The 14,993-nt window shown below is 36.0% G+C and carries 12 protein-coding genes; 2 read left to right on the forward strand and 10 right to left on the reverse strand.

Features of this window, described 5'->3' with window-relative positions:
- Nucleotides 1-13: 13 nt before the first annotated feature.
- The 6 genes from ctaG to ctaB all read right to left on the reverse strand — a co-directional run bounded on the left by ctaG (nucleotide 14) and on the right by ctaB (nucleotide 5,926).
- Nucleotides 14-919, reverse strand: coding sequence for a cytochrome c oxidase assembly factor CtaG (gene ctaG, locus KI369_RS13605; RefSeq protein ID WP_144614640.1), 906 nt, complete (start codon nucleotides 917-919; stop codon nucleotides 14-16).
- 85 nt (nucleotides 920-1,004) lie between these two features.
- Nucleotides 1,005-1,337: a cytochrome c oxidase subunit IVB gene (ctaF, locus tag KI369_RS13610; protein WP_000985699.1), complete on the reverse strand. Its 333-nt coding sequence runs from the start codon at nucleotides 1,335-1,337 to the stop codon at nucleotides 1,005-1,007.
- Nucleotides 1,338-1,340: 3 nt separating this feature from the next.
- The gene (gene ctaE, locus KI369_RS13615) at nucleotides 1,341-1,964 is read right to left on the reverse strand and encodes a cytochrome c oxidase subunit III (RefSeq protein WP_000557861.1); all 624 of its coding nucleotides are present in this window, start codon (nucleotides 1,962-1,964) and stop codon (nucleotides 1,341-1,343) included.
- Nucleotides 1,964-3,799, reverse strand: coding sequence for a cytochrome c oxidase subunit I (gene ctaD, locus KI369_RS13620; RefSeq protein ID WP_212956303.1), 1,836 nt, complete (start codon nucleotides 3,797-3,799; stop codon nucleotides 1,964-1,966). Before ctaD ends, ctaE begins: the two co-directional genes overlap by 1 nt.
- 60 nt (nucleotides 3,800-3,859) lie before the next feature.
- The gene (gene coxB, locus KI369_RS13625) at nucleotides 3,860-4,909 is read right to left on the reverse strand and encodes a cytochrome c oxidase subunit II (RefSeq protein ID WP_000745278.1); all 1,050 of its coding nucleotides are present in this window, start codon (nucleotides 4,907-4,909) and stop codon (nucleotides 3,860-3,862) included.
- 93 nt (nucleotides 4,910-5,002) lie between these two features.
- The gene (gene ctaB, locus KI369_RS13630) at nucleotides 5,003-5,926 is read right to left on the reverse strand and encodes a protoheme IX farnesyltransferase (protein ID WP_001015058.1); all 924 of its coding nucleotides are present in this window, start codon (nucleotides 5,924-5,926) and stop codon (nucleotides 5,003-5,005) included.
- A gap of 497 nt (nucleotides 5,927-6,423) precedes the next feature.
- Between ctaB and ctaA the strand changes: the two genes are divergently transcribed.
- Nucleotides 6,424-7,359 carry a COX15/CtaA family protein gene (ctaA, locus tag KI369_RS13635; protein WP_212956298.1) on the forward strand — a complete coding sequence of 312 codons (936 nt, stop codon included), beginning with the start codon at nucleotides 6,424-6,426 and terminating at the stop codon, nucleotides 7,357-7,359.
- 86 nt (nucleotides 7,360-7,445) lie between these two features.
- Here the strand turns inward: ctaA and pyc are convergent, their stop codons facing one another.
- The 3 genes from pyc to KI369_RS13650 form a co-directional block, all read right to left on the reverse strand.
- Nucleotides 7,446-10,892 carry a pyruvate carboxylase gene (gene pyc / locus KI369_RS13640; protein WP_212956299.1) on the reverse strand — a complete coding sequence of 1,149 codons (3,447 nt, stop codon included), beginning with the start codon at nucleotides 10,890-10,892 and terminating at the stop codon, nucleotides 7,446-7,448.
- A 330-nt stretch (nucleotides 10,893-11,222) separates the two neighbouring features.
- Complete coding sequence (gene ftsW / locus KI369_RS13645) at nucleotides 11,223-12,404, reverse strand: putative lipid II flippase FtsW (protein WP_212956300.1); 1,182 nt, start codon at nucleotides 12,402-12,404, stop codon at nucleotides 11,223-11,225.
- A 125-nt stretch (nucleotides 12,405-12,529) separates the two neighbouring features.
- The gene (locus KI369_RS13650; RefSeq protein WP_000135695.1) at nucleotides 12,530-12,817 is read right to left on the reverse strand and encodes an Fpa/YlaN family protein; all 288 of its coding nucleotides are present in this window, start codon (nucleotides 12,815-12,817) and stop codon (nucleotides 12,530-12,532) included.
- Nucleotides 12,818-12,967: 150 nt separating this feature from the next.
- Here KI369_RS13650 and KI369_RS13655 point away from each other — a divergent pair, with 150 nt between their 5' ends.
- Nucleotides 12,968-13,465, forward strand: coding sequence for a peptidyl-prolyl cis-trans isomerase (locus KI369_RS13655; RefSeq protein WP_212956301.1), 498 nt, complete (start codon nucleotides 12,968-12,970; stop codon nucleotides 13,463-13,465).
- Between the two features lie 47 nt (nucleotides 13,466-13,512).
- Here KI369_RS13655 and KI369_RS13660 read toward each other — a convergent pair whose 3' ends face one another.
- Nucleotides 13,513-14,841, reverse strand: a complete 1,329-nt coding sequence (locus KI369_RS13660; protein ID WP_212956302.1) for a PhoH family protein — start codon at nucleotides 14,839-14,841, stop codon at nucleotides 13,513-13,515.
- Nucleotides 14,842-14,993: the final 152 nt, after the last annotated feature.

Genomic DNA, 14,993 nt, shown 5'->3' on the forward strand with positions numbered 1-14,993 from the left:
GATGCACTCGTTTTTATTTCGTCTGTAAATACGGCGGTAATTGTTGCAACTGTTCTTTATCTTTTTCACGCTCTCTACGTGCCCACCTAAAAAATACATAGCCTATAATCGTACCGTACACTATTTCCTGGACAATTTTCATAATGATGCCACCTGTTTGTTGATCTTGTACGACCGGCATCCAGTGTAAAAATTCTGGTCCAGTTATATTTAAATCAGATAAAGTTCCCGCTGGTACACAAAGTTCCATCGCCTTCATCCAAGCAGCCGAATCCGTATACGTTGCAAATAACGGTGCAGTTGCAAAAATGATTAACGCGCAAGCTGGCGTTAATAATATACCGTTAGCAAACATATAACCAAGTTTCTTTATATCACTTAATGTTTGATATTCTGGTAATGGATTTAGCATCGGCCACCACATCATGATTGCCGTAAAGAACAAAATAGCGAGACAAATAGGATGAGCAATTTGACTTTGTTTTACTGTATCAAAAACAACTGGTAAATGATAAAAAGAAAACAGGCCATTAAATACAAACAATGCAATAAGTGGCTTAGCAAATATCTTTAATATAATTTGAACAAACTTAAAAGAAGTAATATAACGATATAACCAATCTGGTATACCAAGTAACAATAACGGTGGAACGGCAATATACATAACTGCCATTTCAAACATATGTGCACTAAATATAATATGACCAATTAAATCAATAGGCCCTCCCTTTACAAAATACAAAAGAACAATCCCGGTCGTAAAATAAAAAACTTGCTTCTTACTTACCTTTGTCGCATGTTCAAATCGCATTCTATACGGCCCAATAATTAAAAAGTACCCGATAAGGATCGAAAGCATAAATAGTAAAAAGATCGGACTCCATAGAGCTTGAAAACCAAATATCCACAAGTTACTCATTGTCACACCTACCTTCTTAAGGTTATCTTTTCACATAACATGAAGAGGGAGCTGTGACGACACAAGCTCCCTTATTCTTCACTTTTCAAATCCACACAATTGTCATAAAAGCTAAAATTGTAATTAACCCAATCAACAGACCAGAATAAAGAAAGAAACTTGCCGCTTCATGTCCTTTATGACTCATGTGCATAAAATAATACAATTGAAAAATTACTTGTACCACCGCTAATAGTAATATAAATGGTACTGAGAACGTCGGACTAAAAGTTTTCGGATATGCTACTGCTGCAAATGCAACTAATGTTAAAAAAATCATTAATGCAAATGTAATAACTTGATGCTTCATTTCCTCCGCACTTTTTCTCTTCCGATAAACAAGATCAACTTTAGGATTATTCGTTTGCTTTATCGCCATTGTTTATCCCACCATTCCCATCAAATATACTACAGTGAAAATAAACACCCAAACTACATCAATAAAGTGCCAATAAATCGATGCAACATAAAACTTCGGTGCATTGTATAAATTCAGACCTCTCTTCGCGTTTCTAAAGATTAATGTTAAAATCCAACACAATCCAAACAATACGTGGAGTCCATGTGTACCAACAAGAGCATAAAACGCGGAACCAAACGCACTACTTCTCATAGTATGCTTAAATTCATGCGTATAATGATAAAACTCATATATCTCAAATCCTAAAAAACCTAAACCTAACAGAACTGTTACTAGTAGCCAAAGTTGCATTTTTTTAAAGTTAAAGTTTTTCATATGATACATCGCATAAACGCTCGTTAAACTACTCGTTAATAAAAGCATCGTCATAATGAAAACGAGTGGCATTTGGAACATCTCTTGAGATGTTGGTCCACCATTTGTAGAATTCTTCAAAGCTAAATATGTGCCAAACAAGGAAGCGAACAATACTGTTTCGCCTCCAAGAAATAACCAAAAACCGACAAACTTATTTTTTCCCTCAAGGGTTGCTTTTTCAGGCTCTGCTGGAAATGTTTCATTCGTTAATTTTTCATCTACATGCATTATGCCTTGCCCCCCTTATCTTCTAAGTCTTCCTTATGAATATGATATCCATGATCATCAATTACTGAACGTAGGAACATTGCGCCAAATGTAATGATTAAACCGATAATTGCTATTAATAACCAAAACTTATCTTTTCCACCCTGCATATACATTGCACCGAATGCCGCTATAAACAATCCTAAAGAAATGATAAATGGTGAAAACGATGGATTTGGCATATGAATATCGCCAACCGGTTCCGCCGCTGTCATCTCTTTATTCCCTTCACGTTTTTCAATCCAAAACGGATCTAACCCGCGAACAAATGGCAATTGTTTAAAGTTATATTCCGGTGTAGGTGCTGGCATTGTCCATTCTAATGTACGTGCATCCCATGGATCACGACCAGCCTTTTCTTTTGATACTGTTGTTTTGATTACATTGAATAGAAGAACAATCGTTCCAAGAGCCATAAATACCGCTCCAATAGAACTAATCATATTCCCCATTTCCAACCCTTGACCTTCAAGATATGTGTAATAACGACGCGGCATACCAATCAAACCAAGGAAATGCTGAATGAAGAACGTTAAATGGAAACCGATAAAGAATAACCAAAATGTTATCTTTCCTAACGTTTCATTCAATACTTTATTAAACATCAGTGGCCAATAATAATGAGCTCCTGCAAGTAAACCAAATACAACACCGCCGACAATTACATAATGAAAGTGTGCTACTACGAAATAATTGTCATGAAATTGATAATCAGCTGGCGCAGATGCTAGCATAACACCTGTAACTCCCCCCATTACGAATGATGGAATGAAAGCTACTGCCCACATCATCGGTGTCGTAAAACGAATACTTCCGCCCCACATCGTAAAGAGCCAGTTGAATATTTTAATACCGGTCGGAACCGCAATCGCCATTGTTGCAACTGAGAAAATAGCATTTGCAACTGGACCAAGCCCAACAGTAAACATATGATGCGCCCATACCATAAATCCTAGGAATCCAATTAATACTGTCGCAAACACCATCGATGAATAACCAAATAATCGCTTTTTCGAAAATGTCGCGAAGATTTCTGAGAATATTCCGAAAGCTGGGAGTATAAGAATGTATACTTCTGGATGACCGAAAATCCAGAATAAATGCTCCCATATAATTGTATTCCCGCCCAATGCTGGATTAAAGAAACTTGTTCCAAATAAACGATCTAACATTAAAAGTCCTAACCCTACAGTTAACGGCGGAAAAGCGAATAAAATTAGCGAAGATGTTACAAATGTCGTCCATGTAAACATTGGCATACGCATATACGTCATTCCTGGCGCGCGCATATTAATAATGGTTACAAGGAAGTTAATACCTCCAATTAATGTACCAATACCGGAGATTTGCAAGCCGAGTACATAAAAATCAACACCATGGCCTTTAGAGGCTAAAGCTAAAGATGCATAAGATGTCCATCCTGCATCAGGTGCTCCACCTAAAAACCAACTTAAATTTAAAAATACTCCACCAAAGAAAAATAACCAAAATCCGAGTGAATTCAAAAACGGGAACGCTACATCGCGTGCACCAATTTGAAGTGGTACAGCGGCGTTCATAAATGCAAACACGAGTGGCATAGCTGCGAGGAAAATCATTGTTGTACCGTGCATCGTTAATACTTGATTATAAGCATCCCCAACAAGAAAAGCGTTGTTAGGAATCGCTAATTGAAGGCGAATAAATAGAGCTTCTATTCCGCCTATTACAAAAAACAATCCACCTGCAATTAAATAGAGAATGGCAATCTTTTTATGGTCTACTGTCGTTAAATAATCCCATATGACAGCACCCATCCCCTGTTTTTTTGCTACAGAACTCACGTTTTCAACCTCCCCTTCGCGAATAATCCCTCTTTACTTTTCAACTTTTAACGTTTGTAAGTATGCATTTAATGCATCAATTTGATCATCCGTTAAGTTGCCATATTTACCAGTCATTTTATTTCCTGGTTTCATATTTTCAGGATCTTTCAGCCATTTTTTTAAGTTTTCTTCATTGTTTTCGGCAATACCGGCAACCATATCGCGATCCGCAAAGTTTGCTAAGTTTGGTGCGATACGAGCGGAAGGTGGTCTACTATCATTAGATCCAACTGCGTGACAACCAATACAGCTTTTATTAAATATTTCTTGGCCCTCTTGCGCCTTTGTTGAAGCTACTTCTTTCTTCCCATCAATCTTCTTCATATCAGCAAGCCACTTTTTGTACTCGCTTTCATCTAAAGCTTTCACTTTGAATTGCATTAAAGAATGTGATGGGCCGCAAAATTCTGTACAAAAACCATTATAAGTGCCCGATTTATCTGCCTTTAACCACATTTTGTTCACATTATCTGTATTTGTGTCCATTTTCCCAGCTAATGATGGAACCCAAAACGAATGTTTAATATCGGCACCCTTCAAATTCAAATACACTTTCTTACCTGTGGGGATGACTAAATCTTGAGAAGTTACTATTTTTTCTGATTTATAAGAAAATTCCCACCAATAAAGATTCGCTGTTACATCAACAACGATAGTATCTTTATCAATATTCTTTTTCTCCATCGCACTTACATCAGCAAGTTTGAATGTATATGTAACCGTCGGAACAGCTAAGATTAACAAAAGAATAATCGGAATAACTGTCCATATAATTTCTAGTTTGTGATTCCCTTCAACTTGCTCCGGAATATAATCTTCCTGACCTTTCTTTTGTCGGAAACGCACAATTACATATAAGAAAATAATAGTAACTACTAGTACTACTCCTACCATAATCGCAGTTGCTAGTAAGAGCAAATCATATTGCATTTTTGCTACTTCTCCTTGCGGAATTAAAGTAGATTGAAAGGCTTTACCGCATCCCCCTAACAGTAAAGCCAGCAGTGAAACGAACGAAAGCAGTCGCCACTGTTTCTTCATACAAACAACCCCCACTTTCCTTGTGAATTAGATTGTACTTTATAGTTAAGTAAAGTAAATCTCAACGTAAAGAAATCCAATTATGTCGTTGTCTTAGAAGAATGTAACTACAATCATTGATACAAATAAGATTGTTAAATAATTTAGGGAATAAACAAACATTTGCACAGACCATTTGATGTCATCTTTCTTACGGAAGCCATAAAATCCTAAAACGATCCATCCGATGTTAAGCAGTGTTGCAATTACCATAAATGTTATCCCTAGTCCACTCATATAAAATGGTAGTGGTAATAAACATACTGTCCAAATCATAATTTGGCGTTTCGTAATTTCAAATCCATGAACTACAGGAAGCATTGGAATTCCTGCATTTCGATATTCATCAACACGTTTCATTGCTAATGCAAGGAAATGTGGGATTTGCCAAATAAACATAATTAAAAATAGCATCCAAGCAATTGGATGGCCTAAAGATGGATCGATTGCTGCCCATCCAATTAAAGGTGGAACTGCACCAGATATACTACCTACAACAGTATTTAGTGTATACTTTCTTTTTGTCCATAAACTATATAGAACAACATATGTGAAAGCACCAATAAATCCCATTAACACTGCCATTGGTGTTGTTAATAATAAAAATACAAACCCAAGAAGTAATATAACTAATCCAAATGTAAGTGCAAATCCTGGTTTATACTTTCCAGTAACCGTTGGACGGGTCTTTGTTCTTTCCATTAATGGATCGATGTCTCGATCAATGTAGTTGTTTAAACAACATACCCCTGCCATAACTAATCCAGAACCAACGATTGTAAAAAATAACTTATCCAAATTGTCCATTACACTTAATCCATTAAAGTGTAATGCCAACCAAAATCCTGTAAATACAGTAAGTGTATTTGAGTTTACAATCCCCATTTTAACGAGTGCTTTTAAATCTTGTAACCGAGTTGTTTCCGGTACACTTGTAACAGCAGACTCATCATGCAGCTCACTTGTTGCATGGTTCATCACTTTAACCCCCTCTTAAAACTTTCATCTTTCTTTTTGCGCCTATTTCAAATGAAATATTTTGCTTCTATATAGCAATATTATTACAGTAGAAACATTGTTAACCCATTCTACTACTAATCTACGCCCATACTCCAATATATTAAATCATATTTCCCGAACATTTTGTGAAGAAAACATGAACTTTTTGTGTCGAATATAAAAAACTTAATTCTTACTTATCCTTATCATAACATGATGTCACCTTCTATCATAAACTTTTTTGTCATATTTAACACGTATTCTCCCCATTTCTTTTCAAAATAGCCTATTTTTCACCTAAAAATTTCCTTATATATTCTATTTCCACACCCATTTTCTCTCCCCTGTCTTCCCCCGCCATTTCTTTGCTATTTTATTATTTTTTATATATCATAGGAACTAGCGCGTTTTATTCTATACATAATGGAATGAAAATATTTCGCAATAACTTCATAGCAGAAAGATGGTGAACGAGATTGCAACGCTTTATTAAATGGTTAGCAGTCATTACAAGCCTTGATTTATTAATAGTTTTATTAGGAGGCGCTTTAGTTACAAAAACAGGTTCTGGTCAAGGGTGCGGTAAATCATGGCCACTTTGTAACGGTGAACTTGTTCCATCTAATTTATCAATGGAAACTATTATTGAACTAAGTCATCGCCTTACATCAGGATCAGCAGGAATTCTTGTCACTCTCCTTTGTATTTTGTCCTGGAAATATTATAAACATGTGCGCGAAACAAAAACGTTAGCAATTTTATCCTTCGTATTTTTAGTTGCACAAGCATTAATGGGAGCCGCAGCGGTTGTTTGGGGACAAATGCCAGCTGTACTTGCTATCCATTTCGGTATTTCCTTAATTTCATTTGCTTCTGTTATTTTATTAACGTGTCTTATCTTTGAAATTGACCAAAAATTCGATGCACGTTCACTTATTATGGACAAAAAAATGAAATTTCATATTTATGGTGTAACAATTTACTGTTATCTCGTTGTCTACACAGGAGCTTTAGTACGTCACGAACGAGCTAGCTTAGCCTGTCCAGACTTCCCTTTATGTAGCAAAAATAGACCTATGCCAACTCAACTCCATGAATGGGTTCAAATGGGACATAGAGTTGCAGCAATGTTAATTTTCGCTTGGATACTATACGCGATGATTCTCGCTATACGCCATTACAAGCAGCAGCCTGTCGTATACTGGGGATGGATCATTTCATTTATCCTTGTTACACTTCAAGCTATCGTAGGAATTTTAGTCGTATTTACAAATGCTAGTTTAGCAATGGCATTATTACATTCACTATTCATTTCTTGCTTGTTTGCTGTACTATGCTATTTAGTTATGTTAGGTACAAGAAGTAAAGTGAATGCAAAAGAAGCTGAATCAACTTCTAAACAAACAAAATAAATTCACATTAAAATACCTTGCCGAATTGGCAAGGTATTTTTTCTTAATAAAGAAAAAGAGCTGCATTTATACAGCTCTTTTCTATTTTAGTGATCTAATTCAATGAGTAAGTCACCCGTTTGAATTGCGTCCCCATCGTTAACATATGCTTTTTTCACTTTACCATTGAACGGCGCTTGAACCGTCGTTTCCATTTTCATCGCTTCTGTAATTGCCATAGAATCGCCTTTTTTCACTTCATCGCCTTCTTTGACAACTACTTTAATAACCGTTCCTGGCATTGTTGCACTAATGTGGTTTGGATTCTCACGGTTTCCTTTCACACGTTGTGCAACTGTTGCTTTCACACTCTCGTCTTTCACAACAATCTCACGTGGTTGACCGTTAAATTCCAAGTAAAGAACACGATTTCCATCTGGCTGAGGCTCTCCGATTGATACTAGTTTTACCATCAATGTTTTACCTTGTTCAATTTCCACGTTGATTTCTTCACCAAGTCTCATACCATAGAAGAATGTTGGTGTATCAAGCACAGATACACTTCCATAAAGCTCAGCAACTTTTTCGTAATCCATAAATACTTTTGGATATAATGCATATGCAACGACATCAAAAATCGTCACTTCACGTCCAAGTTTATGGAATAACTCTTCTTTTAACGCATCGAAATCTACTGGCTCTAATAATTCACCTGGTCTTACTGTTAATGGCTCTTTCCCTTTTAAAATAATTTCTTGTAATTTTTTCGGGAAACCACCATATGGTTGTCCTAAATCTCCTGAGAACATTTCAACAACAGATCCTGGGAAATCCATAGAATGCCCACGCTCTAAAACATCTTGTTCTGTTAAGTGATTTTGAACCATAAATAATGCCATATCACCGACAACTTTAGATGATGGTGTAACTTTAACAATATCGCCAAACATGTCATTCACACGGCGGTACATTACTTTCACTTCATCGAAGCGATCTCCTAAACCAACCGCTTTCGCTTGTTGTTGTAGATTACTATATTGTCCGCCTGGCATTTCGTGCATATATACCTCTGTATGAGGTGCATTCATACCACTTTCAAACGGTGCGTAGTATTTACGTACATCTTCCCAATAATGAGATAGTTTTTCTAATGAATCTATATTAACGTCTGGCTGTCTTTCATTTCCACCTAATGCATAGTATAGCGTGTTCGCACTTGGTTGTGACGTTTGGCCAGCCATAGAACTTACTGCTACATCGACTATGTCAACACCTGCTTCAATTGCCTTCGTATACGTTAATATACCATTTCCACTCGTATCGTGTGTATGCAGGTGAATCGGAATCGATACCGTCTCTTTTAATGCCGACACTAGATCATACGCTGCGTTTGGTTTTAGTAAGCCCGCCATATCTTTAATGCCTAAAATGTGAGCTCCTGATGCTTCCAACTCTTTCGCTAAATTTTTATAGTAATTCAAATCATATTTACTACGTAACGGATCATGAATATCTCCTGTGTAGCACATTGTTGCTTCTGCAATTTTACCAGTATCTCGTACAGCATCAATCGCAACCCTCATACCTTCTACCCAGTTTAAGCTATCAAAAATACGGAACACATCAATTCCAGCTTGAGCAGAACATTCCACAAATTTTTGAATTAAATTATCTGGATAGTTTTTGTAACCAACTGCGTTTGAAGAACGAAGTAACATTTGGAATAAAACGTTTGGCATTTTTTCACGAAGATCTAGTAATCGTTCCCATGGATCTTCCTTTAAGAAACGATATGCAACATCAAACGTTGCACCGCCCCACATTTCCGCTGAGAATAGGTTCGGTAACATTCTCGCTGTCGGCTCTGCAATTTGATGTAAATCTTTTGTACGAATACGTGTCGCAAGTAATGACTGATGCGCATCACGGAATGTTGTATCTGTTAAAAGGACACGTTTTTGATCTTGTACCCACTTTACTAATCCATCTGCTCCACGCTCATCCAAAATTTGTTTCGTTCCATTTTGAATTGGCTCTGAGTGTAATACATTCGGTATACGAGCATCCGGGAAAATTGGTTTCTCTTTTTTCCCTACTCCAGGGAAGCCGTTTACTGTTACTGTCCCAATGTAATTTAACATTTTTGTTCCGCGGTCTTTACGTTTCGGGAACAAGAATAGTTCAGGAGACGCATCAATAAATGAAGTGTCATATTCTCCTGATAAGAAGTTTTTATGTTTTACTACATTCTCTAGGAATGGAATATTTGTTTTAATACCACGAATACGGAATTCTTTTAAGTTACGTTCCATTTTCGCAGCAGCTTGTTCAAAAGTAAGCGCCCATGTTGTAACTTTTACAAGTAAAGAATCATAGTACGGTGTAATAACCGCACCTTGGAAACTATTACCTGTATCAAGACGTACTCCAAAGCCCCCACCTGATCGGTATGCCATAATTTTCCCTGTATCCGGCATGAAATTATTTAATGGGTCCTCAGTCGTTACACGCGATTGTATTGCAAATCCATGTACAACAACTTCCTCTTGCTTCGGAACACCTACTATTTTGCTATGTAATGCATGTCCATCAGCTATTAAAATTTGCGATTGAACAATATCTACTCCTGTAATCATTTCTGTAATTGTATGTTCTACTTGAACACGTGGATTTACTTCAATGAAATAGAATTCATCATCTTTAACAAGGAATTCAACTGTCCCTGCGTTTAAATAGTTTACATTTTTTGTTAACTTCACAGCAGCATCACAAATACGTTGACGCAAATCATCTGAAAGTGACACACTAGGTGCGATTTCTACAACTTTTTGATGACGACGTTGTACAGAACAGTCTCGCTCGTATAAGTGAACAACATTGCCCTCTTCATCTGCTAAAATTTGAACTTCTATATGTTTAGGTTTTTCAACGAATTTTTCTACGTATACTTCATCATTACCAAAGGCTGCTTTTGCTTCTGACTTCGCTCGATTATACGATTCTATTAATTCTTCACTAGTACGTACAATACGCATACCACGACCGCCACCGCCAAGGGAAGCTTTAATAATAATCGGGTAATCATACTTTTCAGCAAATTTTTCGACTTCTTCTATTGAATCTACTGGGCCATCACTACCAGGAATAACTGGAATTTGTGCTAGCTGCGCTTGCGTTCTTGCCTTCACTTTATCTCCAAACATATCTAAATGCTTACTCTTTGGACCGATAAAGATAATCCCTTCTTCTTCACAACGTTTTGCGAATTGAATATTTTCTGACAAGAAACCATATCCAGGGTGGATTGCATCTACATGATTACTTTTCGCAATCTCAATAATGCCCTCAATATCTAGATAAGCATCAATTGGCTTTTTCCCTTCCCCAACTAAATAGGACTCATCGGCTTTATAACGATGATAAGAACCACTATCCTCTTTAGAATAGATTGCAACTGTTTTTAATCCAAGTTCCGAACAAGCTCGAAATACACGAATTGCAATCTCTCCACGGTTAGCTACCAATACTTTTTGAATACGTTGCAGCTTTGTCATGATTTTCCCCCTCTACTTTCCTACCACTCTAGAGATAAAATATACACACCCTAAAGAGCGTGAAGTTCTTCACTTTCTATATTATATTATACTTAGAAAGCTTCACTTTATTTTTATCCATCATACCTTATTTTTTAACAAATGATAAGTTTTCTGATCAATTTGTTTCACAAAAATAGTATAGCATACCTCTTCCTTTTCTCACAACTTAATTGTATATCACATTTAATTTAATGTGATATATCTTTTATCATAAACACTAATTAATGTATCATATTTGATGTTTTTAAAAAATAAAAAACACATCGTGCTCTAAAGCAAGATGTGTTTTTATTTTACAACGACAAGACGTGGTCCATCTTGTTCTCTCTCTTTCATTATCTCATTTTGCTGTTTCTCTTGTCGTTTTACATGACTAGCAATATTTAATAATATACCCATCGAGATTAGATTAGCCAATAAAGAACTACCACCATAACTAATAAACGGTAAAGGTACTCCTGTAAGCGGTATTAATCCAGACATACCACCCACATTAACAAAAGTTTGTATTCCAATTAAACTTGCAATTCCGATTGCAATTAAACTTCCAAATGGATCTTTACATTTTTGTGCCACTCTAAACGAACGAATGATAATAAGTAGTAAACAGATTAAAATGATAGCTACACCTATAAAACCTAGTTCTTCAGATATAATTGCCATAATAAAATCTGTTTGCGGCTCTGGTAAGTATCCATACTTTTGTATACTATTTCCTAGTCCTCTACCATTTAACCCACCTGAGGCAATTCCAATAAAAGAATTAACTAATTGGAATCCATCATTTTGAGGATCACTAAATGGATCAAGAAAAACTGAAAATCGAGCTTTTTGGTATTTACTTAATTTATAGTTTCCGATAAAATACAACGCCGGAATCCACACGACTGATGTTAATAAAAATCTTTTTATCCACAAATTAACATTAACCCCTGAACAGAAGAACATAATTAGCACCGTTCCACCTATTAATATGTCAGTCCCTAAGTCATTTTGTAATAAAATTAACACCATTGATCCACCGACAACAAATAAGGGCGGTATTATCCCTTGGAAAAAAGGGGTTTGCCTCTCTTGTTTCTTAGCAAAAAAACTCGCTAGCGTAATAATAACTGCTATTTTTACAAACTCAGCCGGTTGTATACCTAGTATCCATCCTTTTGCACCGTTGATTTCCTTACCGAAAAGGTAAGCTGCTGTTAGTAAGCTAATACTCCCTAACCCCATCGCTGTTAGAACTATTTTTTCCCTCCAGAGTTTGTAAGGAATTATAGCGACAATCACTAATATTACCGTTCCAATAGCAAGAGCAACTAATTGTTTTTTAAAAAAGTGATCTGCTGGCCAGTTATATCTCGACGAAATCGCGACAATGGAACTAGAACTATATACCATTATAACTCCCAACACACATAAGATAACAAGAGGAAGTAATAATGAATAATCCATTGATTTCCATACTCTTTTCATTTCATTTCCTCTCTCTGTCTCAATTTAATTATTGTTGTATTCCATATGTACATTGATTCTTCCTGCTTTATTATACAAATAAAAAGCCCAAACTTTTTCAGTTTGAGCCCCCTTATTTGAACCCGTTATTGTTGTTTGTTTGTAAATGCTTCATGAAGTGCAGATAACTCACGTTCAAGCTCTCCTAACATTGCTTTCCCTTGTTCTTCTGCAATAAGACCAAGGCGAACTGCAAAATCGACCTCGCGGGATAGTCCAAACATTTGTGTGTCTAACACTTCTTCATATAATGGACATTGCGGCATTGTAAGATGGTCCATTTGCACCTTTATAAGTCTTAAAATCTTCTCCGCATCCGCTTGTAGAAGGGCTAGTGCCTTTTCCTGATGATTTGATACTGTCTCAGACGCCAAATTGATTCCCTCCGTTTCCGTCCTACTCTCTCCTATCTATTAATATTAGCGATAGTTTTAGTAAATTGCAATAGAAACATTTTTTGTGACAACCGTGTCTAATGCTATTATACTGAAAAGTGGGAGTATAACACAAATGGGGGAACAACAATGAGCGAAATTTTATTTATTAATGGAAAAGTTCGTTTTCCAATCACTATCGATCCAACTGTTTGGATCTTTGATGATCGAAAAGTAGATTTGACAACTTACTTTGATGAAACAAGAGAAAACATATCAGAACTAGAAGCTTATTTAAAAAACACTTCAGAACATTGGGATCGTGAAATCCGTGATGGTGCTGCGTTTCCACCGATACAACAAAGTGTAAAGAAATATAAAAAAGAACAGCTAATTACTGGGACGTTCGGTATACCATTTCATCCATTTCTTGCTAACGCCGAAATTTCAGATGACGCTACGCAAGTTGAAATTGAAACAGTAGAACAAACATTAATACTTCCATTAGAAACTGTCAAAAATGCTATTCTTGGTTTTTCAAAAGAAGGGAAGCCATTAAAAGAGGATGGACCTGTTCATCTATATTACAATGATGGATCTAATAGACAAAATCCAATCCGTAACATCCGTAAATTTACTATTATTTAAAATGTATACTTGAAAGAATAAAGGAGTGAGCTTAAGCTCACTCCTTTTTATAATAAATCTGCTGCTAATTGTGCTAAATTAGACCGCTCCCCTTTAACAAACTTCACATGGCCACTAATACGTTGCTCTTTAAACTTCTCTACAACATATGTTAAACCGTTATTATACTCATCCAAATATGGATGATCAATTTGCTGAGGATCTCCCATTAATACGATTTTACTTTTTTCTCCTACCCTTGTTAGTATCGTTTTCACTTCATGCTTCGTTAAATTTTGTGCTTCGTCAATTATAATGAACTGATCCGGAATACTTCTTCCACGTATATAGGTAAGAGCTTCTACTTCAATCGAACCCATTCCAGCTAAAATAGCATCTAACTCTCCTGGCTTTTTCGTATTAAATAAATACTCTAGATTATCAAAAATTGGTTGCATCCACGGTCTTAACTTTTCTTCTTTTTCTCCTGGTAAATAACCGATATCTTTTCCGACTGGAACAATTGGCCTTGCAACGAGTAGTTTTTTATATAGCCCTAAATCTTCCGTTTGCATGAGTCCCGAAGCTAACGCGAGTAATGTTTTTCCTGTACCAGCTTTCCCCGTTAACGTTACTAGCGGAATATCTTCACGAAGCAACAATTCTAACCCCATAATTTGCTGTACGTTCCGTGGTCGTATTCCCCATACTTGTTCATTGTGAAAAATAAGTTTCTTTACCTTCTTACCTAAATGATCCACAATGCCAAGTGCTGAACTAGATCCCCCTAATGCATCTTTCATTACTACAAATTGATTTGGATAAAAAGGATGATTTGCAATTTCGGATAAAGGCAATTCACCTTTTTCATAAAAATAATCCAATTGCTCTTTTGATATATACCCTTCTAAAAATCCTGAATATATATTATCTACTTCAATCACACGATCACTTAAATAATCTTCCGCCTTCAAACCAATTGCATCAGCTTTTACCCTTACGAGCACGTCTTTACTTACTAAAATAACAGACTTCCCGTCCTCTTTTTCTTGTTCTTCTAAAGATAGATTTTTTGCTACAGCTAAAATTCGATTGTCATTTGTTTTTTCTACAAAAATATCTTGTAGTTGAACAAATGAACGATGGTTTAATTCAATACGAAATGTACCGCCGTTTTCTAGCAGAATACTTTCATGCAGCTTTCCTATTTCACGAAATTTGTCTATTAACTTAGATACATAACGAGCGTTTCGTCCTACTTCATCCATATAACGTTTTTTCGAATCAACCTCTTCTAATACAACTGCCGGAATCACTACTTCATTGGTTTCAAATGAAAAAATAGATAAAGGATCCTGCAAAAGTACATTCGTATCTAACACATAAATTTTATCCAACCTGTTACCCCCTGACTCCACTTTTAAATTTGTAGAACAAGGGTTTCATCCATAAAATATGGACGAACCATTGTTATAATTATATGTACCGTATAAACGAGGTAGAATCGAAATTCATAGCCATTAAACCTTTTATTTATTTTTTATTCATT

The organism is Bacillus sanguinis, assembly GCF_018332475.1.
Lineage (GTDB): Bacteria > Bacillota > Bacilli > Bacillales > Bacillaceae_G > Bacillus_A > Bacillus_A sanguinis.

Excerpts from the sequence above, each read along its gene's own strand:
- ctaG (WP_144614640.1), bottom strand. The coding sequence starts at position 919 with ATGAGTAACTTGTGGATATTTGGTTTTCAAGCTCTATGGAGTCCGATC.
- ctaF (WP_000985699.1), bottom strand. The coding sequence starts at position 1,337 with ATGGCGATAAAGCAAACGAATAATCCTAAAGTTGATCTTGTTTATCGG.
- ctaE (WP_000557861.1), bottom strand. The coding sequence starts at position 1,964 with ATGCATGTAGATGAAAAATTAACGAATGAAACATTTCCAGCAGAGCCT.
- ctaD (WP_212956303.1), bottom strand. The coding sequence starts at position 3,799 with ATGGGTGCTGTCATATGGGATTATTTAACGACAGTAGACCATAAAAAG.
- coxB (WP_000745278.1), bottom strand. The coding sequence starts at position 4,909 with ATGAAGAAACAGTGGCGACTGCTTTCGTTCGTTTCACTGCTGGCTTTA.
- ctaB (WP_001015058.1), bottom strand. The coding sequence starts at position 5,926 with ATGAACCATGCAACAAGTGAGCTGCATGATGAGTCTGCTGTTACAAGT.
- pyc (WP_212956299.1), bottom strand. The coding sequence starts at position 10,892 with ATGACAAAGCTGCAACGTATTCAAAAAGTATTGGTAGCTAACCGTGGA.
- ftsW (WP_212956300.1), bottom strand. The coding sequence starts at position 12,404 with ATGAAAAGAGTATGGAAATCAATGGATTATTCATTATTACTTCCTCTT.
- KI369_RS13655 (WP_212956301.1), top strand. The coding sequence starts at position 12,968 with ATGAGCGAAATTTTATTTATTAATGGAAAAGTTCGTTTTCCAATCACT.